Source organism: Micromonospora sp. NBC_00860, from assembly GCF_045207375.1.
Classification (GTDB): Bacteria; Actinomycetota; Actinomycetes; order Mycobacteriales; family Micromonosporaceae; genus Micromonospora; species Micromonospora vinacea.
This window is the reverse complement of sequence record NZ_CP108825.1, coordinates 3,672,334-3,698,275: the sequence shown is the minus strand read 5'-3', so window position 1 is coordinate 3,698,275 and position 25,942 is coordinate 3,672,334. Positions and strand designations below refer to the sequence as shown.

Here is a 25,942-nt window from a genome sequence, read left to right as displayed (position 1 = left end):
CCCCGGTGGGGGAGGCCACCACTGCCATGTTCGAGCACGATCTTCGCCCGGAGGCGGCGCGGGGTGTCAGATGCCGCAGTTGGGGGCTGACCATCCTCCGACGGCCGCCACGTGGGTGTGGTCGTTGTGGTCCGGGTAGCCGGGGCCGAGAATCTGCCCGAAGCCGTGGTTGCGGGCCTGCTGCGCCAGCCGGCAGAACGACGGGGACCCGACCAGGTCCACCCCGTCGCCGTACAGGTGCCTGCTGTTGGATGCCCCGCCGACCGCGCTGTTGCAGGCGTAGCTGCGGAAGCTGCTGCTGATCGCGATGGAGACGTCCCCGAGGGCGTGCCGCATGGCCTGGAGTTTCCACATCGAGACGAGGGCGTTGAACCGGGCGGTGCTCGCCGAGACCGCGCCTCCGGACCAGTCGCTGTTGCACTTGTTCAGCTCGGGGTAGCTGAAGTTGGCCGGGGTGCAGTCGTCGTCCTGGAGGGCGTAGAGCCTGTTGAACGTCTGTGGGCCGGCGATGCCGTCGGCGGGCAGCCCGTACGCCTGCTGGAAGCGGATCACCGCCGATCGGGTGGCCGGGCCGTACGCGCCGTCGAGGGTGAGCACCGCGCCGTAGCCGGGGTAGCCGGCGACCCGGATCTGGAGTTGCCGGACGTCCTCGCCGGACGCACCCTGGGACAGGGTGCGTCCCCAGGTGTAGCAGCCGTCCGCCTGGGCCGCGCCGGCAGTGAGGGTGACGCCGGCCACTGTGGTGGCGGCGGTCAACGCCAGTGCCGCGAGGAGCCTGCCGAGCCGTCGGAACATGTAGCCCTCCATCAATGCATGGAAGTACGTGGATGCATGGAAGTTTCAGGCTTCAGTATTGATCCGTCAAGAACTTGCATCGCCCGGGTTTCCTGACGGCGGGTGTCGCGGCGTGCCAGCGGGGCTCCGTAGGATCGGCTCGTGACAGGGGCGGAACGGCACACGGACATCGACGGCATGGCGGACGGCCTGGAGCGGCTCTGGACGCCGCACCGGATGACCTACATCTCCGGCGAGGACCGCCCGGCCGAGGGCTACGAGAAACCCACCGGCTGCCCCTTCTGCCGGGGCCCTCAGCTGCCTCCGGACGAGAGCCTGGTGGTGGCCCGGGGCGAGCACGTGTTCGTGGTGCTCAACCTCTACCCGTACAACCCGGGGCACCTGCTGGTCTGCCCCTACCGGCACGTCGCCGACTACACCGACCTGGACGTGCCGGAGACCACCGAACTGGCGTCGTACACCCAGACCGCCATGCGGGTGATCCGCAAGGTCAGCAACGCCCACGGCTTCAACCTGGGCATGAACCAGGGCGGGGTGGCCGGCGCCGGCATCGCCGCGCACCTGCACCAGCACGTGGTGCCGCGCTGGGGCGGCGACGCGAACTTCATGCCGGTGATCGGCCGTACCAAGGTCCTGCCGCAACTGCTCGGCGACACCCGCGACCTGCTCGCCCGCGCCTGGCCGTCCTGACCGCCGACGTCCGCGCCGCGCGACGTCCGCGCCGGACCGGTCAGGCGGCGCGCAGCAGCGGACTGAGCTCCGACCAGCTCTCCACCCGGTGTACGCGGGGCAGCAGCGCGGCGTGTGCGGCGACTTCGGCCCGGCGGGGCCGGAACAGGAAGCGGTGCGGCACCGAGTCGAGGTAGCCGAGCACCTCAAGCTTGTCGTCCACGAAGTGGGTCAGGCCGAGGCGTCGGGCGATCGGCGCCTTGTCCGGTCGGGTGCGGCAGAAGTGCACCCGCTCGACCGGGATGCCGGTGTGGGCCGGGAAGCCGTGGTGGGCCAACCACTCCCGGGTGCGCCGCTCGGTGGCCTCCCCGCACTTGGACACCAGGTGCACCTCGTCGAAGGCCGGGCCGAGGGCCGCGAGCGCGTCGAACGCCCCGACGACAGCAGGGGTACGCAGGTAGTTCGCGCCGAAGAAGGAGGTGTCCGCGTCGTCGTCGGCCGGCTCGATGATCACTCCGCCGATGTCCACACCGAGCCGTCGCATGGCGTTGATCATGCCGCACCGTGACCGTCTCCGTGCACCCGCGTGTCCGCCCGCGGAACTGCTACGCCCCGGCCGGTCGAAGGTGACACGATCGGCCGATGGCAGTCACGACACGGACGTTGGGGCGCAGCGGCATCGAGGTCAGCGCCCTCGGCATGGGGTGCTGGGCGATCGGCGGGCCCTGGGCGGAGGGCGCCCAGCCGCTGGGCTGGGGCGCGGTCGACGACGACGAGTCGGTGCGGGCGGTACGCCGGGCACTTGATCTGGGCATCACCCTCTTCGACACCGCCGACACGTACGGGGCCGGGCACGGTGAGCGGGTGCTCGGTCGCGCCCTCGCCGGTCGCCGCGACGACGCCGTGATCGCCACCAAGTGGGGCTACACCTTCGACGAGGCCGCTCGGCAGGCCACCGGCGAGGACGCGTCACCCGCTTACCTGCGCAATGCGGTGACCGCCTCACTGCGCCGGCTGGACACCGACCGGATCGACCTCTACCAGCTGCACCTCGCCGACCTTCCGGTCCCCAGGGCGCAGGCGCTGATCGGGACCTGCGAGGACCTGGTGGCCGAGGGCCTGATCCGCGCGTACGGGTGGAGCACCGACCGCCCCGACCGGGCCGCCGCGTTCGGGCACGCCGCCGCCGGCGCCACCGCCGTGCAACACACGCTGTCGGTGCTGCGCGACGCCCCCGACCTGCTCGCCGTCTGCGACAAGTACGACCTGGCCAGCGTCAACCGGGGCCCACTCGGGATGGGGCTGCTCACCGGCAAGTACTCGGCAGGGTCGACGCTGCCCCGCGACGACGTACGTGGGCTGGCGCCGGGCTGGTTGGAGTGGTTCCGGGGTGGCCGGCCGGCACCGGAGTGGCTGCGCCGGGTCGGCACGGTCCGTGCCGCGCTCACCGCCGACGGGCGCACCCTCGCCCAGGGCGCGTTGGGCTGGATCTGGGCGCGCAGCGGTCGCACCATCCCGATACCGGGCTGCCGTACGGTCGCCCAGGTCGAGGAGAACGCGGCCGCGTTGCACAGGGGCCCGCTGCCGGCGGACCAGTTCGTCGAGGTGGAACGTCAGCTCGCCGCCGTCCGCACCGCAGCCCTCCGCGACGCCGACCGCCCCCACTGGCCCCGCCCCACCCACCCCACAGTCCACCCGTAGCCCGCCCCCCGCTCCGGCCCCGCCCCCGCGCACCGGCCCGCGTCGATCAAGGAGTTGTGGTGCCCCACAAATCGGGCCTAGGTCGACCTTCTGCCCACCACAACTCCATGATCGACCCGAGAGCGGGGGGCGCGTCGGGGGTTAGGGGAGTTGTTCTTTGCGGGTCTGGTCGGCCAGGTGGGCGGGCATGGGGTCGTGGCGGACGAAGTGACGGCGGAAGGTGCCGGTGCCGGCCGTCATGGAGCGCAGCTCGACGGCGTACCGAAGCAGTTCGGTGGCCGGCACCTCGGCGCGGACGAGGGTGCGGCCCTCGGTGTCCGGGTCCGGTTCGGTGCCGAGCACCCGGCCGCGTCGGCCGGACAGGTCGCCCATCACCGTGCCCACCGAGCCGTCCGGAACCCGGATGGTGACCTCGTCGATCGGCTCCAGCAGCGCCGGCTGGCCACGCTCGGCGGCGTCGCGCAGCGCCAGCGCGCCGGCGGTCTGGAAGGCCGCGTCGGAGGAGTCGACGCTGTGTGACTTGCCGTCGACCAGGGTCACCCGCAGGTCCACCACCGGGTGCCCGGCGACCAGCCCGCGCTCCAGCTGGGCGCGGACGCCCTTCTCCACCGACGGGATGTAGTTGTGCGGCACCGCGCCGCCGACCACCCGGTCGACGAACTCGAAGCCACTGCCACGGGGCAGCGGCTCGACCTCGATGTCGCAGACCGCGTACTGGCCGTGGCCGCCGGACTGCTTGACGTGGCGGCCGTGCCCCGTCGCGGGCACGGTCAGGGTCTCGCGCAGCGACACCTTGACCGGCTCGGTGTCCAGCTCGACGCCGCCGGCGCGCAGCCGGTCGAGCACCACGTCCGCGTGCGCCTCGCCCATGCACCAGAGCACCAGCTGGTGGGTCTCCGGGTTGCGCTCCAGCCGCAGCGTGGGATCGCCGGCGACCAGGCGGGCGAGGTTGCGGGCCAGGGCGTCCTCGTCGGCGCGGCTCCGGGCGACGATCGCCACCGGCAGCAGCGGCTCCGGCATCTCCCAGGGGGCGATCAGCAGCGGGTCTTCCCTGGTCGAGATGGTGTCGCCGGTCTCGGCGCTGCCCGACTTGGTGATCGCGCAGATGTCACCGGCCACGCAGAGCGACACCTCCCGCAGCGTGGCGCCCAGCGGGGTGTAGATGTGCCCGACCCGTTCGTCGGCGTCGTGGTCGGGGTGCCCGCGCTCGGCCATCCCGTGCCCGGACACGTGCACGGTCTGGTCGGGGCGCAGCGTGCCGGAGAAGACCCGGACCAGCGAGACCCGACCGACGTGGCGGTCGACGGTGGTCTTGACGACCTCGGCGACGAGCGGCCCGGCCGGGTCGCAGCTCAGCGGCGGACGCGGCGACCCGTCCACGCCGGTCACCGCCGGCAGCTCGTGCTCCAGTGGCGACGGGAACGCGGCGGTCAGCACCTCCAGCAGCACGTCCAGCCCGACGCCGGTCTGGGCGCAGACCGGCACCACCGGGTAGAAGTGGCCCCGGGCGACGGCCTTCTCCAGGTCGTCGATGAGCACCTCGTCGCTGATCTCCTCGCCGTCGAGGTAGCGGTCCATGAGGGTCTCGTCCTCGCTCTCGGCGATGATCCCCTCGATCAGCTCGTCGCGGGACTCGTCGATGGCCCGCTGGTGCTCCGGGTCCGGGTCGCGGACGTCGGCGGGCAGCCCGGCGCTGTAGTCGAAGACCCGACGGGTGATCAGGCCGAGCAGACCTTCGGTGGAGACCCCGTCGTCGCCGAGCATCGGCAGGTAGAGCGGCATCACGTTGTCGCCGAAGAGGCGCTGGCAGAGCGCCACGGTCTCGTCGACGTCGGCGCGGGGCTGGTCCAGTCGGGCCACCGCGACCGCGCGCGGCATGTCGACGGCGGCGCACTCCTCCCAGAGCGCGACGGTGGCCGCGTCCATGCCGCCCGCGGCGGAGACCACGAACAGCGCGGCGTCGGCGGCCCGCAGCCCGGCGCGCAGCTCACCGACGAAGTCGGCGTACCCGGGGGTGTCCAGCAGGTTGACCTTGATGCCGTTGTGCAGCAGCGGCGCGCAGGACAGGCTGACCGAGCGCTGCTGGCGTACGGCGGCGGGGTCGTGGTCGCCGACGGTGGTGCCGTCGACGACGGTGCCGGCGCGGCCGATGGTGCCGGTCGCGGCGAGCAGGGCCTCGACCAGTGTGGTCTTGCCCGCCCCGGAGTGCCCGACGAGCACCACGTTGCGAACCCGCTCGGGCTCGGTCACCACCGGCGTGCCGCCGGTGGAACCCTTCTCGTGACTCTTCTGCGCCATGGGGCGCACCTCCCTCAGCCGGTGGTGGTGGCGACCGCCGCGCGACGGGAAGCGGCCCGGGGCGAGTGCGCGGCGATATCCTCCGGTGGTCTGCTGCACAGCGGGAACGGGACGGGCGGACGGGTGAGCTGGCTCACCTCCCGGCTCGATCTCACACCCGTTGCCGGGTAGGCACAAGCCTCCCCCGGGCGGGTCGGCGGGACCGTCCGTATCGCCGGAGCTGGGCGGACCGTTATCGTGGGGACCGCCATGGCGAAGATCTTCCAAGTGTCGGCCCGCGCGGGGATGACCCGCGTCGTCGAGCCGATTGCCCGCGCCCTGCTGCGCGCGGGCGTCACCCCCAATGCCGTCACCGTCGCGGGCACCGTTGGTGTGCTCGTCGGCGCGCTCGGCTTCGGTGCCCGCGGCCACCTGGTCGCGGGCGCGTTGATCGTCACCCTGTTCGCGCTCACCGACCTGCTCGACGGGACGATGGCCCGGATGAGCGGCGGCTCCACCAGGTTCGGCGCGTTCCTCGACTCAAGCATGGACCGGGTCGCCGACAGCGCCGTCTTCGGCGCTGTCGCGTACTGGCTGGCCACGCAGGGCAACCACTCCGGGGTGGCCGCCGCGTTGGTCTGCCTGGCCGCCGGCAGCCTCGTCTCCTACGTCAAGGCCCGCGCTGAGGGGCTCGGCATGACCTGCAACGTGGGCATCGCCGAGCGCACCGAGCGGCTGCTGATCGTCGGGGTCGGCGGCATCCTCACCGGCCTGAACGTGAAGCCGGCGCTGGAGATCGCACTCTGGCTGCTCGCCGCCGTGTCGATCTTCACGGTGGGGCAGCGGATGACGCACGTCTACCGCCAGGCCCAGCAGCTCCAGCCGGACGGCCAGGCGTGAGTGGCGTGCGGGCCCGGCGTCGGACGACCGGCGGCCGAGTCGCGTGAACCTCACCGAGCTGGGCTACATCGCCGGGTGGCGGGTGGTCCGCGCGCTACCCCGGTCGTTGGTGGCGGCGGCGTTCCAGGCGGGCGCGGACCGCGCCCACCGCACCGGCGGCGGGGGTACGGCCCGACTGCGCGCGAACCTGCGCCGGGTGGTCGGCCCGGAGCTGCCCGAGGCCGAGTTGGACGATCTCGTCAAGCGCGGGTTGCGCTCGTACGCCCGGTACTGGATGGAGGCGTTCCGGCTGCCCACCCTGAGCCGGTCGCAGATCCTGTCCGGTTTCCGGCTCGACGGCGCCGAGCTGCTCGCCGCCGACGTGGCCGCCGGCCGGGGCGCGGTGGTGGCGCTGCCGCACGCCGGCAACTGGGACGCCGCGGGCGCCTGGGTGGCGGCCACCGGTTGGCCGATCACCACCGTCATGGAGCGGCTCAAACCGGAGGGCGTGTACAAGCGGTTCCTGGCCTTCCGAGAGGTTCTCGGGATGGAGATCCTGCCGACCCACGGTGGGCCGCGTCCGGCGTTCGACGTGTTGCTGGACCGGCTCCGTGCCGGCGCGGTGGTGCCGTTGCTGGCCGACCGTGACCTCTCCGCCCGGGGGGTGGAGGTGGACTTCTTCGGCGGGAAGACCCGGATGCCCGCCGGGCCGGCGTTGCTCGCGCTGCACACCGGCGCGCCGCTCTACGTGGCCTCGATGTGGTACGAGCCGGATGCCGCCTGTGCGTCGCTGGCTGGTCCGTTGCCGGTGCCGGGGCCTGAGGTGGGACCGCTGGACCAGCGGGTCCGGTCGCTGACCCAGCTGATCGCCGACCGTCTGGCGGCGGGTATCGCCCGGCATCCGGAAGACTGGCACATGTTGCAGCGGATGTGGCTGGACCAGGGGAGGGCGGGGGAGGGCACGGCGCTGCCCTCGCCGGCCTCCGGCCAGGCCTGAGGAGGTGGGCTGACACATGCGGATCGGCATCGTGTGCCCGTACTCCTTCGACGTGCCCGGTGGGGTGCAGAACCACGTCATGGATCTCGCCGAGGCGCTGATCGCGCTGGGCCACGAGGTCAGTGTGCTGGCGCCGGCCGACGAGGATTCGCCGCTGCCGGAGTACGTGGTGTCCGCCGGCCGGGCCGTTCCGCTGCCGTACAACGGTTCGGTGGCCCGGATCGCGTTCGGTCCGGTGTCGACCGCCCGGGTGCGGCGGTGGATCACCAACGGCGACTTCGACGTGTTGCACGTGCACGAGCCGCTCACGCTGAGTCTGTCGCTGCTGGCCGTGCTCTCCGCCCGTGGCCCGGTGGTGGCCACGTTCCACACCGCGATGACCCGTTCGCGGGTCCTCGCCGCCGCCCAGGGTGTGCTCCAGATCGTGTTGGAGCGGATCACGGCCCGGATCGCGGTGAGCGCGCTGGCCCGCAAGGTCCAGGTCGAGCACATGGACGGCGGGGCGGTGGAGATCCCCAACGGGGTGGCGGTGGCCAAGTTCGCCGACGCCGAGCCGTTGCCGGGTTGGCCGGGGGAGAGCGCGGCCGGCACCGGCGGCACGCTCGGCTTCCTGGGCCGGTTCACCGAGGCACGCAAGGGCTTCCCGGTGCTGCGCGACGCGTTCGTGGCGTTGGCCGGCACCCGGCCCGGTCTGCGGTTGCTCGTCGCCGGCCCGGGTGACCCCGACGACCTGTACGACCAGTTCCCCACCGAGCTGCACGAGCGGATCACGTTCCTCGGCCTGGTCAGCGAAGCGGACAAGGCGCGCATGTTGCGCAGCGTGCACCTCTACGTCGCACCGAACACCGGCGGTGAGTCGTTCGGCATGATCCTCACCGAGGCCTTGGCGGCGGGCACGACTGTGGTCGCCAGTGACCTGGACGCGTTCCGGCGGGTGCTCGACGGTGGGCGGGCCGGTCGGCTCTTCCCCACCGGTGACGCGGCGGGGCTGCGTGACGTGCTGGGCGAGCTGCTGGACGACCCTGCCGGTCGGGCCACGCTGAGCGCCTGCGGCGATCAGGTGGTCGCGAATTTCGACTGGCCGGTGGTTGCTCGCCGCGTTCTGGAGGTATACGCAGCGGCGATCGAGGCAACCGACGGGCGGGTCATCGACCAGGAATGGGTGGGGCTGGGCTGAGCCGGTGTGACGGATGGCGCGGTGGTGACCGGTGGGACCGGTCCGGCCGCGCCCAATCGGACGAAACGGAGCAGCACTACGATGCCGCACATGTGGTGGGTGGTGGCCGCGAGCGTGGTCGTGGGGCTGGTCGCGGCGTACCTCATCTGGACCGCCGGCCGGGTCGAGCGGCTACAGAGCCGCGCGGAGCTGGCGGCCCGGGCCCTCGACGCTCACCTGCTGCGCCGCGCGGCGGCAGCCGCGGTCCTGGCTGAGCGGCGTTTCGGCGTCGAGCTGTACGCGGCCGCCCGGATCGCCCTGGACGCCAGCCCGGACGAGCGGGAGGCGGCGGAGAACGACCTCACCCGGCAGTTGCGCGGCGTCCAGTTGGACCCGGGCGACCCGGACTGCGCGGCGGTCATCGCCGCCAGCCGTCGGCTCGCGTTGTCCCGGCAGGTGCACACCGACCTGGTCCGGGACGCCCGCTCGGCGCGCAGCCGGCCGCTGGTGCGCCTGTTGCGGATGGGGCGGGGCCGGCAGTGGCCGCGCTACTTCGACATCGACGATCCGACCCTCGTCGTCCCCGCGGACGTCCCCGCGGCCTGACCTCCGAGGTCGCCGTGCTCTCGCGCCGAGCCGGTGACCACTGCCACAGTGCAGGCCACCGGGGGTCTGATTGGCTGTCGGTACGGCGTTGCACCGCGCGTAGCATTTTCGCTGCCACCCTCAGCGCACGTCCAAGGAGCGATGACCCGTGCCCGAGAACACCCCGTCGAACACCGGTACCGCCCCCGTCGTCGGCACCGCCCGCGTGAAGCGTGGCATGGCCGAGATGCTCAAGGGCGGCGTGATCATGGATGTCGTCAACGCCGAGCAGGCCAAGATCGCTGAGGACGCCGGCGCCGTCGCGGTGATGGCCCTGGAGCGGGTGCCCGCCGACATCCGCGCGCAGGGCGGGGTGTCTCGGATGAGCGACCCCGACATGATCGACGGGATCATCGAGGCGGTCTCCATCCCGGTGATGGCCAAGGCCCGCATCGGCCACTTCGTGGAGGCGCAGATCCTCCAGTCGCTCGGCGTGGACTACGTCGACGAGTCCGAGGTGCTGACCCCGGCCGACTACGCGAACCACATCGACAAGTGGGCGTTCACGGTGCCCTTCGTCTGTGGCGCGACGAACCTGGGCGAGGCGCTGCGCCGGATCACCGAGGGCGCGGCCATGATCCGCTCCAAGGGTGAGGCCGGCACCGGTGACGTCTCCAACGCCACCACCCACATGCGGAAGATCCGCCAGGAGATCAGCCGGCTCTCCTCGCTGCCGACCGACGAGTTGTACGTCGCGGCCAAGGAGTTGCAGGCCCCGTACGAGCTGGTCAAGGAGGTCGCCGAGAGCGGCAAGCTGCCGGTGGTGCTGTTCACCGCGGGCGGGATCGCCACGCCGGCCGACGCGGCGATGATGATGCAGCTCGGCGCGGAGGGCGTCTTCGTCGGCTCCGGCATCTTCAAGGCGGGCAACCCGGCGCAGCGGGCTGCCGCGATCGTCAAGGCGACCACCTTCCACGACGACCCGGACGTGCTGGCCAAGGTCTCCCGGGGTCTCGGCGAGGCGATGGTCGGCATCAACGTCGACGAGATCCCGCAGCCGCACCGGCTGGCCGAGCGCGGTTGGTGAGCGCTTTTCCCGGACGGCGGACGCGGAGAGGAACGGTGCGACCATGACGGCACCCGTGATCGGTGTGCTCGCGCTCCAGGGCGACGTCCGCGAGCACGTGGCGGCGCTGGCCGCGGCGGGCGCGGACGCCCGCCCGGTCCGCCGTCCGGCGGAGCTGGACGCTGTCGACGGCCTGGTCATCCCCGGCGGCGAGTCCACCACAATGAGCAAGCTCGCCGACATCTTCGAGATGCGCGAGCCGATCGACAAGCGGATCGCCGACGGCATGCCGGTGTACGGCTCCTGCGCCGGAATGATCATGTTGGCGACCGAGGTGCTCGACGGTCGACCCGATCAGCGGGGTTTCTCCGGCATCGACATGACCGTCCGACGCAACGCGTTCGGCCGGCAGGTCGACTCGTTCGAGGCGCCGGTGACCGTCGCCGGGGTGCCGGGCGAGCCGTTCCACGCGGTGTTCATCCGCGCACCGTGGGTCGAGCGGGTCGGTGCCGGCGTACAGGTCATCGGGGTCGTGGCCGGCGGCCCGGCCGCCGACCGGATCGTGGCGGTCCGACAGGGCAACCTGCTGGCCACCTCGTTCCACCCGGAGCTCACCGGTGACCTGCGGGTGCACGCGTACTTCGTGGACCTGGTCCGCGCCGCCTCCTGAACCGGCGGGTGACCGTGCCGGGCTGTCCATGATGCTCGCCGCGGTCGCGGCCCGGACCGGGTTTTTGTCCCGTCTGCCCTGGTCCGGGCAGGCCGGGCGGCCGTGCCGAGCGCGGTGCATGACAGCGACCGGGGGGACGTCGGTAGGATTGCGGAGATTCGGCAGGGCCATCTGCCCGCCACGGCTTCCACCAGAGCTGACCGGCACCTCCGCGTGCGCCGGCGGGAGCAGGGCGTGAGCGGTGCGGTCGATGCAGACGGCGGGTAGCAACGGAGGTAGAAGATGTCCGGCCACTCAAAGTGGGCGACGACCAAGCACAAGAAGGCCGTCATCGACGCCAAGCGCGGCAAGATGTTCGCCAAGCTGATCAAGAACGTCGAGGTGGCCGCACGGACCGGCGGCGGTGACCCCTCCGGTAACCCGACGCTCTTCGACGCCATTCAGAAGGCGAAGAAGAGCTCGGTGCCGAACGACAACATCGATCGCGCCGTCAAGCGCGGCTCCGGCCTGGAGGCCGGCGGCGCCGACTGGCAGACGATCATGTATGAGGGGTACGGCCCGAACGGCGTGGCCATGCTGATCGAGTGCCTCACCGACAACCGCAACCGCGCGGCGACCGAGGTACGGACCGCGTTGACCCGCAACGGCGGCTCCCTCGCCGACGCCGGCTCGGTGTCGTACATGTTCTCCCGCAAGGGCGTGGTGATCGTCCCCAAGGAGGGCACCAGCGAGGACGACGTGATGCTGGCCGTCCTCGACGCCGGTGCCGAAGAGGTCAACGACATCGGCGAGGCGTACGAGGTGGTCTCCGAGCCGACCGACCTGGTCCCGGTGCGGACGGCGTTGCAGGATGCCGGCATCGAGTACGAGTCGGCCGAGTCCTCGCTGATCCCCAGCGTCAACGTGCCGTTGGACGAAGAGGGCGCCCGCAAGATCTTCAAGCTGATCGACGTCCTGGAGGACTGCGACGACGTCCAGAACGTCTACGCCAACTTCGACATCAGCGACGACGTGATGGCGGCGGTCGACGCCTGAGTCCGCCCCGCCTCATCCCGCCGCGATCTTGCACTTTCTGGCCCAGCAGACCGGGTCACACGTGACATGTCGTCAACCGAAAGTGCACGATCGCGGCGGGGCTGGGTTGGCGTCGAACGAGGAGGTGCCGCGGTGGGGGCGGAGCGCTTTGCACCGGGCGAGACCGTGGTACGCCGTGAGGTGCTGCGAGGCGAGGTCTGGTTCGGCTGCCCGACGATCTGCGTCGAGGATTCGCCCGACCTGCTCGCCCTCTACCTTCCACCGGGCGCCCAGTTCGGCTTCCCGGAGACCGGCGTCTTCCCGTGCGGGCGGCACCCGTGGGAGACCGCCGGGCACCGCTCCTGGTCCGGGCACGGCAAGCTGATGCTGCAACGCCCCGGTGAGGCACACTCGATCGACGTGTTCTGGACCGGGCCGGGGCGCGACTTCGCCGGCTGGTACTTCAACCTCCAGGACCCGGTGCGCCGTACGGCGATCGGGGTGGACACCCTGGACCACGAGCTGGACCTGTGGTGGGCCGCGGATGCCGACCGGTACGTCTGGAAAGACGTGGAGATGTTCGCCCAGCGCCTCGTCGAGGGGCGCTACCCGGGCATGGGGGACGCCATCCAGGCCGAGGGCGACCGGATCGCCGACCTGCTCGACGGCGGTGAGCGCTGGTGGGACCGGGCGTGGGCCTCCTGGCAGCCCGACCCCGCCTGGACGGCGCCTCCGCTGCCCGCCCACTGGGATCAGGTGCCACCCGCGCTGAGCGGCGCCGAGATCAGTTCCCGGGCAGCGCGTTGACCAGCCACACCTGATCCGGGCCGCCGGTGCACGGCTCGACCAGCGCCGCGTCGGACACGTCGCTGTCGTCGTCGCGCAGGCCGACGCACAACTCGCTACGGTCGGGCCGGATTCGGTATGCGCTGGGCGTCGCCCCGGCCGGTTCGAAGTGGAACACCTGCTTCGGCCTGTCCGCGCTGCAATCCTCCTCGTTCCAGGGTTCGAGTAGATCCCGGCCGGGATCCTCGTCGCGGATGGTGAGGCAGCCCTTACCGAGCACCGGGTGGACCCAGTGGATGAAGTACATTCCGTCGGCCACCGGTTCCAGCGAGGTGTCCGGTGGGGTGGCCTCCGCGCAGGGCCGCTGGACCGCTATCTCCTTGGTGTACTGGCCGGTGCGATCGCGACCCTCAGTGAGGCAGAGGTGCGGGCTGCGGACGGGGCGGATCTGACTGAGCCCCCCGCTCGGAAAACGGGCGGCCGCCGATGCGGTCGGATCGGTGGCTCGCGCTCGCTCGTCGTCGCGTCGCTCGATCCAGAAGCCCACGCTGAGCGCGACCAGCAGGGCAGCCACGACGAGCAGTGCCAGCGGCGCGGGCCGCGCGAACCAGCGTGGGCGGGCCGGGCCGGCGCGCTCCGGAGTCGTGACTGCGTCAACCGGCGGTGGGTCAGCTGCTGGCGACGGCGGGGCGAACTGACCTGCCGCGAGGCGGTGCCGGGCCCGTAGCCACGTCTCGACCTGATCCTCCGCGCCGCAGGCCCTGACGAACGCGGCCACCACCTCGGGTCGCGGCAGTGTGGACCGGCGCAGGATGTCGGCCGCCGTGCTCCGGGCCAGCACGTCACCCGCCGCCGCGGCACGCTGCTCCAGTTGCCGGTAGGTGAGCCCCGACCGGTCCTTGAGCTGGCGCAGCAACTCGACGAACTCGGCCGGATTGGACGCGTCGTCCGGGCGTAGCTCCCCCGTGGTCATCGCCCGATTGTCCAGACACCGCGGACGCGTGGGCAAATCGGGTCCCGCCCACTGTCCGAGATGGTCGGACAGGATCCGGACAGGCCGCCCTGAGCTGCCCGGACAGCGCGGCGCGGCCATCAGGGCATTGTCTTCGCCCACCGGCTTGCCTAGCGTCTTCTCTCGATGGCCGCGCCGCTGACCGGTGTTCGGCTGACGGGCCCGCGCCAGCGCCGGCTCGACCACACCAAGACACGGGGAGATTCGATGGATGATGCTGTCCGGGATCCGGTGCCGCAGGTGGCCACGGCGGGGGAGTATGTGGCGTTGCTCCGGGAGGCGCGGCGGCGGTCCGGGCTGACCTACCGGGAGATCGCCCGGCGCGCCTCGGCAGCCGGACACTGGCTGCCACCGAGCACCCTCGCGACGATGCTGGGGCGGACGACGCTGCCACGGGAGCGCACCGTCGTCGCGTTGCTGGCGGCCTGCGGTACCCCGGCGGTCGAGGTCGACAGGTGGCTGGAGACACGGCGGGACATCGAGGCCCGCCTGAGCGAGCAGGGTCGACGGGAGGGCGGCCCGGCGCAGGTTCCGGCCGGCCCATCCTCGACCGTTCCGGCGACCATCCGCCCGAGCGTCGGCTCGGTTCCGCCCCGACCCGAAGCGCCCTGGCCGGCCCGTCGCTGGCTCCGGCTGGCGCTGCTGGCGGTGTTCGGCGTCCTGACGGTCGGGGCGACCGGGGCGCTGCCACCTCGCGCCGCTCCCACTGTGGACAGCGCGTCGACCGGCGGCTGCCCGGCGGTGCTGCGCCAGGGCATGTACGACCCCTGCGTGCTGAGCCTCCAGGAACATCTGGTGGCCGACGGACTCACAGTGCCTGTCGACGGCTGGTTCGGCCCGGACACCACCAGCCGGGTGATGGTGTTCCAGGCGTTCGGCGGTCTGCCGGTCAGTGGCACCGCGGACGCGCGGTTGTTCGACGAGTTGGCGGGCGATCGGAAGGTTCCCGTCAGCTGGCCGCAGGACCGGATCCGTAAGCACCTGCGGCAGATGTTCCCGGAGGACCCGGCCGGGGCGGTGGAGGTGGCGCGCTGCCTGTCCGGGTTGGACCCGTACCGGGTGGAGGTCGTCGAGGACGGGTCGCGGCGCTGGGGGTTGTTCCAGTTCAGCGACGTGGAGGTGTCCCGCTTCGGGGTCGACCGCCGGACGGTGCTGGATCCGGCCTGGAACATCGGGACGGCCCGGGAGATCTGGTCCCGTACCGGCGACTTCGGCCACTGGAACTGCGCGACGTAGCGGTCACGCGTGATGCTCCCCGCCCGGTCCACGAACCGGACGGGGAGCATCCCCCCGTTACCCCCTAGTGGAGATTCACTGTCGCAGGCGGTTGGCGAACACGTACGCGCCCACGGAGCGTCCGGTGGCGAGCCCGGCGTCAGCGTCGAACCGATAGTGCACGCCGAGGTAGATCCGGCTCAGCGCGTTCTCCTCGGCGGCATCGTCGAAGCCGGTCATGTGCCGGACCACGTTCACTGCGTGCGGATCGTCAGTGGTGGCGTCGAAGGCGATCGCGTCGGTGCCGAAGAACCTCTTCATCACCGCGGACCAGGCCCCCGCGAAGGTGGCGTGCCCGGAGATGTAGGCCGGGAAGGCCGGCGTGTACGGCACCCCCTCGCGGGTCTTCGACAGCGGCTGCCAACCGGGGCCCTCCGCCGCCTCGATGGCGCTCACCGGCCGCCACAGGTCGATGGGCGTCTGGTACTTGGCGTCCCAGGCGGCGATGGCGGCGTCGGCGAGGGCGAGGGCGACCAGCCCGAAGAGCCGGGCGTTGGCCAGGATGCCGAGCTGACGCTGCTCCGACACGATCCGGGTGTGCGCGAAGAGTTGACCCGGCGGCTTGTACGTGCCCCCCAGGTCGTTGGCCCAGAAGAACGCGATCTGCGTCTGCTCGGGGGTCCGCAGCGACGACGTCCGACCGCCGTAGTCGCGGACCTCCCGCACCTGGGCGTCGTACTCCTCCTTGTCGAGCAGGTTGTCGTAATCGGTGGCGTCGGCCGGCAGGCCGGGCCGGAACTGCCGGCCCGAGGTGAGCGCGAATGGGGTGACCAGTCCCCAGTTCGGGCTGACCGCCGCCTTGCCGTTGGTCGGTCGCCACGACCCGGGTACGCCGTCCAGTTGGTACGGCGTGGTGTTGCCGGAGCCGTCGTTGGCGCGGGCCTGGAGGTTGGCGACGGCCGCGGCGGCGCCGACGGTGTCACCACGGGCGACCTCGGCGGCGTTCACCCCGGACGGCCGGAGGGCGACAGCGCCGGCGAGGGCCTGGGAGTAGGACTGGCCCTGGCCGCCGTACAGGGCGGTCAGCACGTCGTACGCGGCCCGGTCGATGGCCGCGTGCAGAGACGGCGCGACCACGTTGTCCATGGTGCCCGGGTAGCTGACCGGCACGCGTACCCGGTAGGGGTTGCCGACCCCGGTGACCGAGACGGCGGCGTCGTGCATCGCCGCGTGCAGGATGGCGGCCTCGCGGGACGAGGAGGTGGGTGGCAGGTCCAGCGCCCTGTACGTGGACAGCAGGACACCGTTCCAGTACAGGATCGGATCGGTGGCCGGGTCCACGGCCAGCGGGGTGAGCGAGATGTTGTCCAACCGGACCGTCGAGGCGGCCTGGCCGCCGAAGTGGAACAGCAGCACGGCCTTCGGGTCCCCGAACGGGGACGTGAAGTCGAATGTGAACCGGCGCGTCGAGGACGTCAGCGCGACGCTCTGGTCGACGGCGGAGGTGAAGGGCGTGTCCGCCCGGGAGACCGAGACGCGCAGCGAACGGTTGACGTCGGCCGAGGCGTCGAACTGCAACCGGTACGGCTGCGCGGCCGTCACACCGAACTCGAAGTGACCGACCAGGTCCTCCCAGACGGGTTTGCCGACAGTCGCGCTGGTGCGCACGCGCAGTTGCCCGGCGTTGACAGTGGTGCTGGTCGAGGCGAGCCGGGTCCACCAGGGCTGGGTGCTGCCGTTGTCGAACGTGCCGTTGAGGATGAGGTCGCCCGGGGCGGCGGCGGCCGGCGCGGGGCGGACGACGGCGGTGAGGGTGCTGGCGAGGGCGACCGCGAGGACCACGCTGAGCAGCCGGCGGAACCGCCGTGCGTTGATCGGTGGGGACATCGAGAGCCTTTCCGGTCCGGGAAACGGCGACGACCAGGTCGTTGCCGTGAGGATCGGCTCAACGTAGGAGTGTTCGCGCTGTTCACGGCCACCGAACAGTGCGCGGAACGGTGCCGCACGGCAGCGGGCGCCGGCATCCGATCAGGACACCGGCGCCCGCGCGGGGCGAGCCCGTCGACTCAGCCGATCGTCTCCCGCTCCCGCCAGGCGGTGCGCAGCGAGGTCCGGCCGTTGGTGCGCAGCAGCGACCCCTCGTACACCCGGGCTCCGGCGAGGAGGAACGCGCCGGCGGCGAGCACCAGGATGACCAGTGAGACGATCGGCTCCCATCCGGCCGCGTCCCCGGTGAACAGCCGCAGCGGCATGGCGGTGGGCGACGAGAACGGCACATAGGACAGCACCCGCATCGCTGTGGCGTTGTCGTTCAGGAAGATCACCGCGAAGAACGGCAGCATGACGGCGAGCTGCACCGGCGTCGACACGGCGGCGATGTCCTCCTGCCGGTTGGCCAGCGCGCCGGCCGCCGCCCACATGGCGGCGAGCAGCACGAAACCGATCAGGAAGAACGGCACGAACCAGCCGATCGCCGGGGCGAGCAGGGTGAGCAGGCCCCCGCTGTCACCGAACTGCAGACCGAGCACCGAAACCACCGCGATCAGGGCGATCTGCGCGAACGCCAGGATGGCCCCGGCCACCACCTTCCCGGCCAGCAGGGCCCGGACCGGCACGGCGGCGACCAGGATCTCCACGATGCGGGTCTGCTTCTCCTCGATGACGCTCTGCGCGATCTGCACACCGAACGTCTGCGAGGTGAGGAAGAAGACGAACGCGAAGACGAACGGCACCAGGAACGCCACCACCGGGTCGACAGCGTCCGGGTCGAGCAGGCGGACGGTCGGCTGGGTACTCAGGGCCTTCACCACGTCGTCGGGAGCGTCGTCCATGGCCAGGACGGCCGGTCCGGTGACCACCGCCGCGTCCACGTCGTCGTCGCGGACGGCCTGTTCGGCGGCCCGGTCGTCGGGGACGACCCGGACCTCCAGCCCGGCGGCGCGCAGTGGCGCGGCGAGGCTCTCGGTCACCGCCACAGTGGACGGCCCGCCGGAGAACAGCGGCGGCAGGATGGTGCCCGCCGCGGCGATCAGCAGGAAGAACAGCGTGCCGAAAAGGAAGGTGCGGTCGCGGAGCTTGACCCGGATCTCGCGTTCGGCGACCAGCCGGGTGGCCTGGGTGACGTTCACTGGGTGACCTCTCGGAAGATCTCGGTGAGCGAGGGGCTGACCGGGCGGAAGGCGCGGACCGGGCCGCGCGCGAGGGCCGCCCGCAGCACCGGCTGTTCGTCGGTGCCGGCCGGCAGGTCGAAGACCACGCGGGCGCCGTCCAGCTCGACCACTGTCACCCCGGGCTGGTCGCGTACCCAGCCGGCGTCGTGCTCCACCACCAGTTCGAAGCGGCGCACTGTGTACGAGTCGCGCAGCTGCTGCCGGCTGCCGGCGGCCCGGATCACCCCGTCCCCGATGATCACGAGGTCGTCGCAGAGCCGCTCCACGACGTCGAGCTGGTGACTGGAGAAGAGCACCGGCGCGCCGGCCGCGGCCCGTTCCCGCAGCACCGCCACGACGGTCTCCACGGCCAGCGGGTCGAGGCCGGAGAACGGTTCGTCGAGCACCAGCACCTCGGGGTCGTGCACCAGCGCGGCGGCGATCTGGGCGCGCTGCTGGTTGCCCAGCGACAGCGTCTCCAGCAGGTCGTCGCCGCGCTCGCCGAGCCCGACCCGGTCCAGTAGTGCGTCTGTGGAACGCCGGGCCGCGGCGGCGTCCAACCCGTGCAGCCGGCCCAGGTAGGCCACCTGCTCGCGGGTGGTCATCTTGGGGTAGAGGCCCCGTTCCTCCGGCATGTAGCCGAAACGCCGCCGGTCCTGCCGGGTCAGGGTGGCGCCGCCCCAGCTCACCTCGCCGGCGTCGGGGGCGAGGACACCCAGGATGATCCGCATGGTGGTGGTCTTGCCGGCGCCGTTGGCGCCCACGAAACCGGTCATCCGGCCGGCGGTCACCTCGAAGGACACGTTCCTGAGCACCTGACGGTCGCCGAAGCTGCGGTCGACGCCGTCGAGGCGAAGCGTTCTGGTCACGTACCCACGCTAGATCGGGTACGCCGCCGCGCCGTCCGCCCGGCGGGTGAGCGGACGGGTCCACCTCGCGGCGGACGGCGGTCACCCGCCGGGCCGGACCACCCCGTTCTCGTACGCGAACACCACGGCCTGCACCCGGTCGCGCAGGCCGAGTTTGGCCAGTACCCGACTCACGTGCGTCTTCACCGTCGCCTCGCCCAGGTGGATGGTCGCGGCGATCTCCGCGTTGCTCGACCCGGCGGCGAGCAGCATCAGCACCTCCCGTTCGCGTGGGGTCAGCTCGGCCAGCGCGGCATCGGCGTCCGGGCCCCGGTGGGCGGTGCCCGTCGGGTCACCGGGCCGGGCGAACGTGGAGATCACCCGGCGGGTGATCTCCGGGGCGAGCAGGCCGTCGCCCCTGGCCAGCACCCGGATCGCCTCGATCAGCTCCTCCGGTGTGCCGTTCTTGAGCAGGAAGCCACTGGCCCCGGCCCGCAGCGCGGCGAACAGGTAGTCGTCGCGGTCGAAGGTGGTGAGGATCAGCACCGCGGGCGCCCCGGGGCCGTCGGCGACGATCTGCCGGGTGGCCTCCAGGCCGTCCATCCCGGGCATCTCCACATCCATGAGTACGACGTCGGGTCGGGTGGCCCGGGTCATGGTGACGGCCCGTTCACCGTCGGCGGCCTCACCGACCACCTCGATGTCGTCCTCCACCTCCAGGATGACCCGGAAGCCGGTACGGACGAGGTGCTGGTCGTCGGCGAGCAGCACCCGGACCGTCGGGCCGGTGTCGGGTGTGTGCCGGGTTGCCGCGCTCATGCCGAAGGCTCCGCGCCGGCCGCCGCCTGGTGCCTGTCGCTCGGCTCCCGCTGCGGGCCGACCGGGCGGTCCGCCGACGCCGCGAGCGGGAAGCGGGCGCGTACCCGCCAGCCGCCGCCGGCCCGGGGCCCGGCCTCCAGGTCACCGTCGTGCGCGGTGACCCGTTCGCGCATCCCGATCAGGCCCAACCCGACGGCGTTGGCCGGGCTGCCGCCCCGCCCGTCGTCGGTCACGTCGACCTCCACCTCCCGGGCCAGGTACCGGACCCGCACGTCGAGCAGGGCCGCCTCGGCGTGCTTCAGGGTGTTGGTCACCGCCTCCTGCGTCACCCGGTAGGCCGTCTGGGACACCGATTCGGGCAACGCGACCGGGTCGCCGTACACCCCGAGGGTTGCCGTCAGCCCGGCGGCCCGGGCCCGCTCGACAAGCTCGTCGATCCTTTCGACGCCGCCGGCCGTCGGCGGCGGGGCGTCGGTGCCGGCGGAGGTCCGCAGCACGCCGAGCATCCGACGCAGCTCGTCGACGGCGGTGCGGGCGCTCTGCTCGATGGCGGTCAGTGCCGTGCGGGCCTTGCCCGGGTCGCGGTCGAACACCCGGCGGCAGGCGGACGCCTGCACGCCCATGACCGACACGTGGTGGGCGACCACGTCGTGCAGCTCCCGGGCGATCCGGACCCGTTCGCCGAGCACCGCCCGTTCCCGGGCCTCGGCCTGCGACCGGCGCAGGTCCTCGGCCTGGGCGCGCAGCTCGTGCTCGCGGCGCGCGGCCACCCACGCGGTCTCGCCGAAGAAGTACGCGAAACCGAAGACCAGCACGTTGAGCAGCACACCGTTGACCATCGCGGCGAGCACCGGGGGCACCGGCCCGACCGCGTCGGCGAAGGCGTCCGCCGGGATGTGGTCGATCATCACCGCGTAGTAGATCCCGAGCCAGGCGAACATCGTGGCGATCACGCCGATCCGTAGCCGGCGGGACAGTTGGCGGTCCTGCCCCCAGGCGCCGACTGTGTAGAGGGCGCAGAACAGGGCCCAGGAGGAGAACTGGCTCTCCGGGGCCGAGCGCGCCTGCGCGGCGATGAACGCCACCGCGACGACCACCAGGGTCGCTGTCGGCCAGCGTCGTCGCCAGATCAGCGGGAGGGTCACCGCGACGGTCCAGAACAGCTGCTCCGGCCCGGACGGCGGTGGGCCCAGCAGGAACGCGCCGGTGCTGCGGGCCAGGGTCAGACTGACCAACGCCAGCCCGGTCATTCCCAGGCCGATCCAGAGGTCGTTTCGGCGCTGCTCCGCCGTCGGGCCCGGCCGGCGCCATCCCTCTCGCGGTGCCACTGTCATCCGGGAACGATGCCACGCCGCCCACCGGGCCCGCCGACCGGGCGGGCCGATGTCGCAGTGGTCACCACGACGGGCGACGGCCCGGCGCGGGGTTCGCGCCGGGCCGTCGGGTCGGGGATCACTCACGCGGTCTGCCGCCGGGTCTTCAGAGCGGTGTCGATCAGGTCCCAGACCACCACCACGGCCGTGCCGACCGCGATGGTCGCCCCGAGGACGTTGCGGTTGTCCGCGTCCGCCAGCCAGCTGAGCCGCTCGCCGAGGGCCGGGTTGAGCAGTCGGTCGGAGAGCGCCAGCCACATCAGCGGCACCGAGAAGGCCAGGCTGAGCAGCGCCCTGATGCCGAAGAGCGCCCAGGTCCAGTGCGCGATCCGGTACTTGACGATCTCGACAACCGCGCTGGCGGCCAGGACGACCATCAGCGCCGGCAGCCAGAACGACCAGAGCGCCGGGTCGAGGAGCGGGATGTTCTCGCCGTCGGTGCCGCGCACCCAGGACTGGTAGTGCTGGAACGGCAGGTACGCGATGGTCAGCACCAGCATGATCACCGACGCGACGGTGTCGGCGAGTGGGATGCCCCGGTGCACAGGCGCGTCGGGCAGTTGGTCGACCGTCCAGCCCGGCAGGTCCACAGTCGCCTGGGAGCGCTCGATGATCGCGAAGGTCACTGTGAGCCAGAAGGCGATGTGCACGGCCACGTGCAGGGCGATGACGATGCCCGGCCCGATGGCCCCGAAACCGCTGCCCTCGGCGACCTTGACGATGGCGAAGATCGTGCCGACGAGCGCCGGGATGAAGCTGAGCAGCAGCTTCAGCAGCCGCAGCCAGACCAGGTAGTAGGTCGGGCCGATGAGCTGCAACCGGCGGTCGGCGTACCGGGCGGCCAGCTCGTCCGGGTTGCCCAGCTCGGTGAGCACCTCCCGCTCGGCCACTGTCGGGTCCGCGCCACCGCCGGTGCGGTCGTCGATCATGTCCTCGATGGAGGCCCGCAGCTCGGTGGCGATCTCGTCGCGGCGTTGGGTGGGCACCGAGCGCAGGGTGGCGGCGAGGTAGCGGTCGGTCAGGGTGTTCATCGGTCGACTCCTTGGATGAGGCCGGTGATGGAGGTCTGCACGGCGGCGAGGTCGTCGAGGAGCCGGCTCAGCATCGACTCGCCCTCGTCGCTGGTCCGGTAGAACTTGCGCGGCCGGCTCTCTTCGGTGTTCCACTCGCTGGTCAGCAGCCCCTGGTCCTCCAGGCGGCGCAGCAGCGGATAGAGGGTGTTGGCGTCGACCGGGAAGCCGTGGTCGGTGAGCCGTTGCAGCAGTGCGTAGCCGTAGTCCGGTCGGCGCAGCGCGACCAGGCTGGCCACCACGACGGTGCCTCGACGCAACTCCTGTAGGTGCGTCCGTAGAACGTCCTCGCTAACCATGTGTCACACCATACTGTGTGGCACACACTGTTGTCTACCGCGACATCATCGTGTCCGCCCAACCTCCGTTCGGGCCGAGACGACGAACGGGGCGCCCGGTCGACACCGGACGCCCCGCACCTGGGAAAAGTCAGCAGGACGGGCCCTGCCGGAAGTTCCGCTCGAGGAAGCTGGCCGGCCCGACCTGGAAGTAGCCGACCCCGGGCCGGATCGGGTGCCCGGTGAACAACTCCACCCGCGACCCGACCCGGACCAGGTACGCCTCGGCGTCGCCCGCGTCGTTGCGGATCAGCGAACCCCGCCGCCCGTAGATCGCCTCCAACTCGTCGAAGGACATGCCGACCGAGGCGCCGGCGGGGGAACGCGGCGGCGCGGTGGCCGTACCGACCTCCACCAGCCGCCCGTTGCGGAAGGCCAACAGCAGCACGCCCGCCCAGGAACCGGTCACGCCGGTGTGCACCACCCCGTCGCAACCCGGCGCGGTCCAGCCGACGTGCCCGTTCCTGGTGAGCGACGCCAGGCTGGCGCCGATGCGGTACACGCCGGCGCCACGAACGCTGAGCACTTCCGGGTGGCTGTGCTCGACGGTGGTGCCGAGCGGACCGGGCGCCGAGGCGGGCACGGCGCCGCCGGCCGGGGACGCCGCCGCCGGACCGGCGACCGTCGCCGGGACGAGCGTGCCGAGCGCCAACGCGGCGGTGGTGAGGAGGATCGCGGGACGGTTCATGGTGGCTCCTTCGGTGATGGTTCTCCTGCCCTGTTAGTCACCGCGCCGGGGCAAACGGTTCGTCGGGATTCCGACCGCCCGGTCTACTCTGCAGAGAAACGCCGGCCGGGGGTGGCACCGTGACGGCTCCACTGCGGATCGGGTCCTACACCATCGAGCGACTGCTCGGCGTCGGTTCGTTCGCGACCGTCTGGCTGGGCTACGACCGGGCGCTCGACGCGCACGTGGCGATCAAGGTGCTGGCCGAGAACTGGAGCCACGACCTGCGGGTCCGGGAACGCTTCCTCGACGAGGCCCGGTTGCTGCGCCGGTTGGAGCACGAGCGGCTGATCCGGGTACACACCGTCGGTGAGCTGCCCGACGGCCGGCCGTACGCGGTCCTGGCCTGGGCGGACGGGGGCAGCCTGCGGGACCGGCTGGCCGCCGACGAGCTCCCCACTCCGGCAGCGTTGCGGCTGCTGGGCGAGGTCTGCGCCGGGGTTGCCGTGCTGCACCGCCACGGCGTCGTGCACCGCGACCTCACCCCTGGCAACATCCTGTTCCGCTCCGCCGGCCCCGGCGGCGCGGAACAGGTGCTGATCGCCGACCTCGGCCTCGCCAAGGCGCTCGCCGCCGCCTCCGGGCTGACCGCCCGGGCCGGCACTCCCGGCTACATGGCCCCCGAACAGGACGACCCGGGCGCGGTAATCGACACCCGCGCCGACGTGTACGGGCTCGGCCGGCTCGGCATCCGACTGCTGGCCGCCGACCCCACCGGCGCGAACCCGACCAGAACCGATCGGCACCCACCGGAGTTCCGACTGCGAAACGACGTGCCCCCGGCGGTCGCGGCGGTGCTCGCCCAGGCCACCGCCCACCGCCCGGCCGACCGCTACCCCGACGCCGCGACGATGCACGACGCGTTGCTCCGCGCGAGCGGCCAGCCGGGACGGCCTGGCGTGGCGACCGGCGGGAGCGGCCGGGCGGGACCGGCTACGGCGACCGGTCCGGGGCGGCGCCAATCTCGACCGGGTCGCCGGTACCGGTTGCGGCTAGCCGGGGCCGCGGTCGTGGCCGTCGCCGCGGTGGGGGCGGTGGGCGCCGAGCCGGGTGGTGCCGGGTCGGCGCGGCCGGTCGGCGGCACGTACACGACCGGGCCGCTGACAGTGACGTTGCCGCCCGGCTGGTCCGCCACGGGTGCCACCTGGGCCGGTCAGTACGGCGCCGACGGCGAACCCGAACCGGCGCTGGTGATGTCGCCGCAACCCCGCCGCTGGGCAGCCGACCCCCGACTCCCTGGCGCGTTCGTGGGCCTCTCCGCCAGCACGGCGGCCCGCGCCACGCCCGCCGGGTTCCTTGCCGAGCGTACGCACGGCGAGTGCACGCCCGCGCCGACCCGCGTCACCCGGCAGGACGGCGTCGAGTGGACAGTGGTGGCGTACCGCTGCGACCGGGGTCGGCCGCAGATCGTCGAGTCGGCCGCTCTGCACCCCGGCCGATCCGCCCTGGTGTACGCGCAGATCACCCCACCAGTGGCCAGCGGGCCCGACTTCGTGGACACCCTGCTCGCCGGCGTACACCTGCGGTAGGTGCTGTCGAAACGCGCTCGGCGGCGGCCCTGCGGGTGTGAAGCTGTCACTGTGGCCCAGAAGCGCGAGCCGGTGAGCGGCGGCACGCGTCGGGCGCAGATCCGCACGCGGAACGGGTCACCGCGTACGGATCTGCTGGAGCTGTTCTTCGACCTCGCACTGGTCGCCGGTCTGGCGATGACATCGAGGAAGATGGCCGCCGACCAGAGCTGGATCGGCATTGCCCAGGCGCTGCTCCTGCTGTCGACACTGTTCGCGGTGTGGGTGACCACCACGTTGATCACCGACAGCTACAGCCCTCGGAGACAGCCGGTCCCGCTGCTGATCCTGGGCACCATGTTCGGCCTGATGCTGATGGCCGCCGCGCTGCCCACGGCGTTCGGTGACCACGGGTTGATCTTCAGCGGTACCTGGGTCGCGATCTTCCTGGTCCGGGGGCTGGTGCTCGCCTGGTCCCTGCGGGGCCAGCCGGAGCAGGAACGTCCGGTACGCGCCCTGATCTGGGACGTCGGCTCGGGGAGCCTCTGGGTGGTCGGCGGTCTGGTGGCCGATCCCGGCTGGCGGCTCGGGCTGTGGCTGGCCGCGCTGACGGTGGACTACACCGCGTTCGGTCTGCGCTTTCCGCTCCCCGGTCGGGCACCTCTGCCGCGCTACCAGGTGGTGCCCGAGTACCTCGCCGAGCGCTACCAGCAGATCTACATCCTTTCCCTGGGTGAACTGGTCCTGGTCAGCGTCCTCAGCCTGGGCCATCAACCCTTCACAGCGGACCGGGTGGCCGCCTTCGGTACCGCGTTCCTCACGGCCGCGGTGCTCTGGTGGAGCTACGCCCGGGGAGCCAGGGCGACCCTCCGCGCCGCCATCGAGTCGTCGCCGCATCCGGCCCGGCTGGTGCAGACCAACCCGTACGCCCACTGGCTGATGATCGCCGGCGTGGTCGGCACGGCCGCTGGCGTCGAACGGATCATCGAGCAGCCCGGCGAGCGGCCGGGCGCCGCGATGGTCGCGCTCATCCTGGGCGGTGCCGGGCTGGTGCTGTGTGGTCGGGCGGTGCTCGAGTACGAGGTCTACGAGCGGTTGCCGTTGTCCCACGTCGTCGGCGTCGTCGTGACGATCGCGCTCGCCCCGGTCGCGCCGCACCTGCCCGGTCTGGCGGTGAGCGTCGCCGCCGGTCTGGTGCTGCTGGGGGTCGCGGGCACCGAGTTCCTGCGGGCCCGCCGCCGAGCCACGGGCTAGGTTGTCAGACTCTCTTGCGCGGATAGGTCTGTAA

The 25,942-nt window shown here is 72.1% G+C and carries 25 protein-coding genes; 13 read left to right on the top strand and 12 right to left on the bottom strand.

What is annotated here, in order from left to right:
• Nucleotides 1-66: 66 nt before the first annotated feature.
• Nucleotides 67-795 (bottom strand): D-Ala-D-Ala carboxypeptidase family metallohydrolase, encoded by a 729-nt coding sequence (locus tag OH804_RS16915; RefSeq protein WP_196922227.1) that lies wholly within the window; start codon nt 793-795, stop codon nt 67-69.
• Nucleotides 796-972: 177 nt separating this feature from the next.
• Between OH804_RS16915 and OH804_RS16910 the strand changes: the two genes are divergently transcribed.
• Entirely contained in the window at nt 973-1,485 is a 513-nt protein-coding gene (locus OH804_RS16910) for an HIT domain-containing protein (protein ID WP_196924873.1), read from the top strand.
• 40 nt (nt 1,486-1,525) lie between these two features.
• Here the strand turns inward: OH804_RS16910 and OH804_RS16905 are convergent, their stop codons facing one another.
• Entirely contained in the window at nt 1,526-2,020 is a 495-nt protein-coding gene (locus OH804_RS16905) for a hypothetical protein (protein ID WP_406066332.1), read from the bottom strand.
• 86 nt (nt 2,021-2,106) lie between these two features.
• Between OH804_RS16905 and OH804_RS16900 the strand changes: the two genes are divergently transcribed.
• Nucleotides 2,107-3,165, top strand: coding sequence for an aldo/keto reductase (locus OH804_RS16900; RefSeq protein ID WP_406066330.1), 1,059 nt, complete (start codon nt 2,107-2,109; stop codon nt 3,163-3,165).
• A 141-nt stretch (nt 3,166-3,306) separates the two neighbouring features.
• Here the strand turns inward: OH804_RS16900 and OH804_RS16895 are convergent, their stop codons facing one another.
• The gene (locus OH804_RS16895; protein ID WP_196922230.1) at nt 3,307-5,463 is read right to left on the bottom strand and encodes an elongation factor G-like protein EF-G2; all 2,157 of its coding nucleotides are present in this window, start codon (nt 5,461-5,463) and stop codon (nt 3,307-3,309) included.
• Between the two features lie 249 nt (nt 5,464-5,712).
• Between OH804_RS16895 and pgsA the strand changes: the two genes are divergently transcribed.
• The 8 genes from pgsA (at nt 5,713) to OH804_RS16855 (ending at nt 12,616) form a co-directional block, all read left to right on the top strand.
• Nucleotides 5,713-6,342, top strand: coding sequence for a phosphatidylinositol phosphate synthase (gene pgsA / locus OH804_RS16890; protein ID WP_130400261.1), 630 nt, complete (start codon nt 5,713-5,715; stop codon nt 6,340-6,342).
• A gap of 43 nt (nt 6,343-6,385) precedes the next feature.
• On the top strand, nt 6,386-7,318 hold the full coding sequence (locus OH804_RS16885) for a phosphatidylinositol mannoside acyltransferase (RefSeq protein WP_406066327.1): 933 nt from the start codon (nt 6,386-6,388) through the stop codon (nt 7,316-7,318).
• 16 nt (nt 7,319-7,334) lie between these two features.
• Nucleotides 7,335-8,495: a glycosyltransferase family 4 protein gene (locus OH804_RS16880; protein ID WP_196922233.1), complete on the top strand. Its 1,161-nt coding sequence runs from the start codon at nt 7,335-7,337 to the stop codon at nt 8,493-8,495.
• 90 nt (nt 8,496-8,585) lie between these two features.
• Nucleotides 8,586-9,080, top strand: a complete 495-nt coding sequence (locus OH804_RS16875) for a hypothetical protein (protein ID WP_196924874.1) — start codon at nt 8,586-8,588, stop codon at nt 9,078-9,080.
• A gap of 148 nt (nt 9,081-9,228) precedes the next feature.
• Nucleotides 9,229-10,146, top strand: a complete 918-nt coding sequence (gene pdxS, locus OH804_RS16870; protein ID WP_406066324.1) for a pyridoxal 5'-phosphate synthase lyase subunit PdxS — start codon at nt 9,229-9,231, stop codon at nt 10,144-10,146.
• A 43-nt stretch (nt 10,147-10,189) separates the two neighbouring features.
• Nucleotides 10,190-10,795: a pyridoxal 5'-phosphate synthase glutaminase subunit PdxT gene (gene pdxT / locus OH804_RS16865; protein ID WP_406066322.1), complete on the top strand. Its 606-nt coding sequence runs from the start codon at nt 10,190-10,192 to the stop codon at nt 10,793-10,795.
• 282 nt (nt 10,796-11,077) lie between these two features.
• Nucleotides 11,078-11,830, top strand: a complete 753-nt coding sequence (locus tag OH804_RS16860) for a YebC/PmpR family DNA-binding transcriptional regulator (RefSeq protein WP_196922236.1) — start codon at nt 11,078-11,080, stop codon at nt 11,828-11,830.
• A gap of 132 nt (nt 11,831-11,962) precedes the next feature.
• Nucleotides 11,963-12,616, top strand: a complete 654-nt coding sequence (locus OH804_RS16855) for a DUF402 domain-containing protein (RefSeq protein ID WP_406066320.1) — start codon at nt 11,963-11,965, stop codon at nt 12,614-12,616.
• On the opposite strand, the gene OH804_RS16850 is transcribed toward OH804_RS16855, so the two are convergent.
• Entirely contained in the window at nt 12,594-13,568 is a 975-nt protein-coding gene (locus tag OH804_RS16850; RefSeq protein ID WP_406066318.1) for a helix-turn-helix domain-containing protein, read from the bottom strand. The two genes, OH804_RS16855 and OH804_RS16850, sit on opposite strands and share 23 nt — an antisense overlap.
• A 246-nt stretch (nt 13,569-13,814) precedes the next feature.
• Here OH804_RS16850 and OH804_RS16845 point away from each other — a divergent pair, with 246 nt between their 5' ends.
• A complete protein-coding gene (locus tag OH804_RS16845) occupies nt 13,815-14,843 on the top strand; it encodes a helix-turn-helix domain-containing protein (RefSeq protein ID WP_406066316.1) in 1,029 nt (342 codons plus the stop codon).
• Between the two features lie 75 nt (nt 14,844-14,918).
• Here the strand turns inward: OH804_RS16845 and OH804_RS16840 are convergent, their stop codons facing one another.
• The 8 genes from OH804_RS16840 to OH804_RS16805 all read right to left on the bottom strand — a co-directional run bounded on the left by OH804_RS16840 (nt 14,919) and on the right by OH804_RS16805 (nt 23,107).
• On the bottom strand, nt 14,919-16,709 hold the full coding sequence (locus tag OH804_RS16840; RefSeq protein ID WP_406066314.1) for a carbohydrate binding domain-containing protein: 1,791 nt from the start codon (nt 16,707-16,709) through the stop codon (nt 14,919-14,921).
• A gap of 179 nt (nt 16,710-16,888) precedes the next feature.
• Nucleotides 16,889-17,950 carry an ABC transporter permease gene (locus tag OH804_RS16835; protein ID WP_196922241.1) on the bottom strand — a complete coding sequence of 354 codons (1,062 nt, stop codon included), beginning with the start codon at nt 17,948-17,950 and terminating at the stop codon, nt 16,889-16,891.
• Nucleotides 17,947-18,840 (bottom strand): ABC transporter ATP-binding protein, encoded by an 894-nt coding sequence (locus OH804_RS16830; protein ID WP_406066312.1) that lies wholly within the window; start codon nt 18,838-18,840, stop codon nt 17,947-17,949. Before OH804_RS16830 ends, OH804_RS16835 begins: the two co-directional genes overlap by 4 nt.
• 81 nt (nt 18,841-18,921) lie before the next feature.
• Nucleotides 18,922-19,638 carry a response regulator transcription factor gene (locus tag OH804_RS16825; protein WP_196922243.1) on the bottom strand — a complete coding sequence of 239 codons (717 nt, stop codon included), beginning with the start codon at nt 19,636-19,638 and terminating at the stop codon, nt 18,922-18,924.
• A complete protein-coding gene (locus OH804_RS16820; RefSeq protein WP_196922244.1) occupies nt 19,635-20,972 on the bottom strand; it encodes a sensor histidine kinase in 1,338 nt (445 codons plus the stop codon). Before OH804_RS16820 ends, OH804_RS16825 begins: the two co-directional genes overlap by 4 nt.
• Before the next feature lie 122 nt (nt 20,973-21,094).
• Nucleotides 21,095-22,042, bottom strand: a complete 948-nt coding sequence (locus OH804_RS16815; RefSeq protein ID WP_406066309.1) for a permease prefix domain 1-containing protein — start codon at nt 22,040-22,042, stop codon at nt 21,095-21,097.
• Complete coding sequence (locus OH804_RS16810) at nt 22,039-22,380, bottom strand: PadR family transcriptional regulator (protein ID WP_110564981.1); 342 nt, start codon at nt 22,378-22,380, stop codon at nt 22,039-22,041. Before OH804_RS16810 ends, OH804_RS16815 begins: the two co-directional genes overlap by 4 nt.
• A 130-nt stretch (nt 22,381-22,510) precedes the next feature.
• Entirely contained in the window at nt 22,511-23,107 is a 597-nt protein-coding gene (locus tag OH804_RS16805; protein ID WP_406066307.1) for a hypothetical protein, read from the bottom strand.
• Nucleotides 23,108-23,226: 119 nt separating this feature from the next.
• Here OH804_RS16805 and OH804_RS16800 point away from each other — a divergent pair, with 119 nt between their 5' ends.
• Together OH804_RS16800 and OH804_RS16795 are read left to right on the top strand one after the other, a co-directional pair.
• Entirely contained in the window at nt 23,227-24,675 is a 1,449-nt protein-coding gene (locus OH804_RS16800; RefSeq protein WP_406066305.1) for a protein kinase domain-containing protein, read from the top strand.
• A gap of 51 nt (nt 24,676-24,726) precedes the next feature.
• Nucleotides 24,727-25,908: a low temperature requirement protein A gene (locus tag OH804_RS16795; protein ID WP_406066303.1), complete on the top strand. Its 1,182-nt coding sequence runs from the start codon at nt 24,727-24,729 to the stop codon at nt 25,906-25,908.
• The last annotated feature ends 34 nt before the right edge of the window (nt 25,909-25,942 follow it).

Bases quoted from the DNA above. Each gene is read 5' to 3' on its own strand.
- pdxT (WP_406066322.1), top strand. From the start codon at position 10,190: ATGACGGCACCCGTGATCGGTGTGCTCGCGCTCCAGGGCGACGTCCGC.
- OH804_RS16805 (WP_406066307.1), bottom strand. From the start codon at position 23,107: ATGAACCGTCCCGCGATCCTCCTCACCACCGCCGCGTTGGCGCTCGGC.
- OH804_RS16810 (WP_110564981.1), bottom strand. From the start codon at position 22,380: ATGGTTAGCGAGGACGTTCTACGGACGCACCTACAGGAGTTGCGTCGA.
- pgsA (WP_130400261.1), top strand. From the start codon at position 5,713: ATGGCGAAGATCTTCCAAGTGTCGGCCCGCGCGGGGATGACCCGCGTC.
- OH804_RS16825 (WP_196922243.1), bottom strand. From the start codon at position 19,638: ATGAGCGCGGCAACCCGGCACACACCCGACACCGGCCCGACGGTCCGG.
- OH804_RS16860 (WP_196922236.1), top strand. From the start codon at position 11,078: ATGTCCGGCCACTCAAAGTGGGCGACGACCAAGCACAAGAAGGCCGTC.
- OH804_RS16880 (WP_196922233.1), top strand. From the start codon at position 7,335: ATGCGGATCGGCATCGTGTGCCCGTACTCCTTCGACGTGCCCGGTGGG.
- OH804_RS16875 (WP_196924874.1), top strand. From the start codon at position 8,586: ATGTGGTGGGTGGTGGCCGCGAGCGTGGTCGTGGGGCTGGTCGCGGCG.
- OH804_RS16905 (WP_406066332.1), bottom strand. From the start codon at position 2,020: ATGATCAACGCCATGCGACGGCTCGGTGTGGACATCGGCGGAGTGATC.
- OH804_RS16900 (WP_406066330.1), top strand. From the start codon at position 2,107: ATGGCAGTCACGACACGGACGTTGGGGCGCAGCGGCATCGAGGTCAGC.
- OH804_RS16915 (WP_196922227.1), bottom strand. From the start codon at position 795: ATGTTCCGACGGCTCGGCAGGCTCCTCGCGGCACTGGCGTTGACCGCC.
- OH804_RS16840 (WP_406066314.1), bottom strand. From the start codon at position 16,709: ATGTCCCCACCGATCAACGCACGGCGGTTCCGCCGGCTGCTCAGCGTG.
- OH804_RS16845 (WP_406066316.1), top strand. From the start codon at position 13,815: ATGGATGATGCTGTCCGGGATCCGGTGCCGCAGGTGGCCACGGCGGGG.
- OH804_RS16815 (WP_406066309.1), bottom strand. From the start codon at position 22,042: ATGAACACCCTGACCGACCGCTACCTCGCCGCCACCCTGCGCTCGGTG.
- OH804_RS16910 (WP_196924873.1), top strand. From the start codon at position 973: ATGGCGGACGGCCTGGAGCGGCTCTGGACGCCGCACCGGATGACCTAC.
- OH804_RS16850 (WP_406066318.1), bottom strand. From the start codon at position 13,568: ATGACCACGGGGGAGCTACGCCCGGACGACGCGTCCAATCCGGCCGAG.
- OH804_RS16895 (WP_196922230.1), bottom strand. From the start codon at position 5,463: ATGGCGCAGAAGAGTCACGAGAAGGGTTCCACCGGCGGCACGCCGGTG.
- OH804_RS16820 (WP_196922244.1), bottom strand. From the start codon at position 20,972: ATGACAGTGGCACCGCGAGAGGGATGGCGCCGGCCGGGCCCGACGGCG.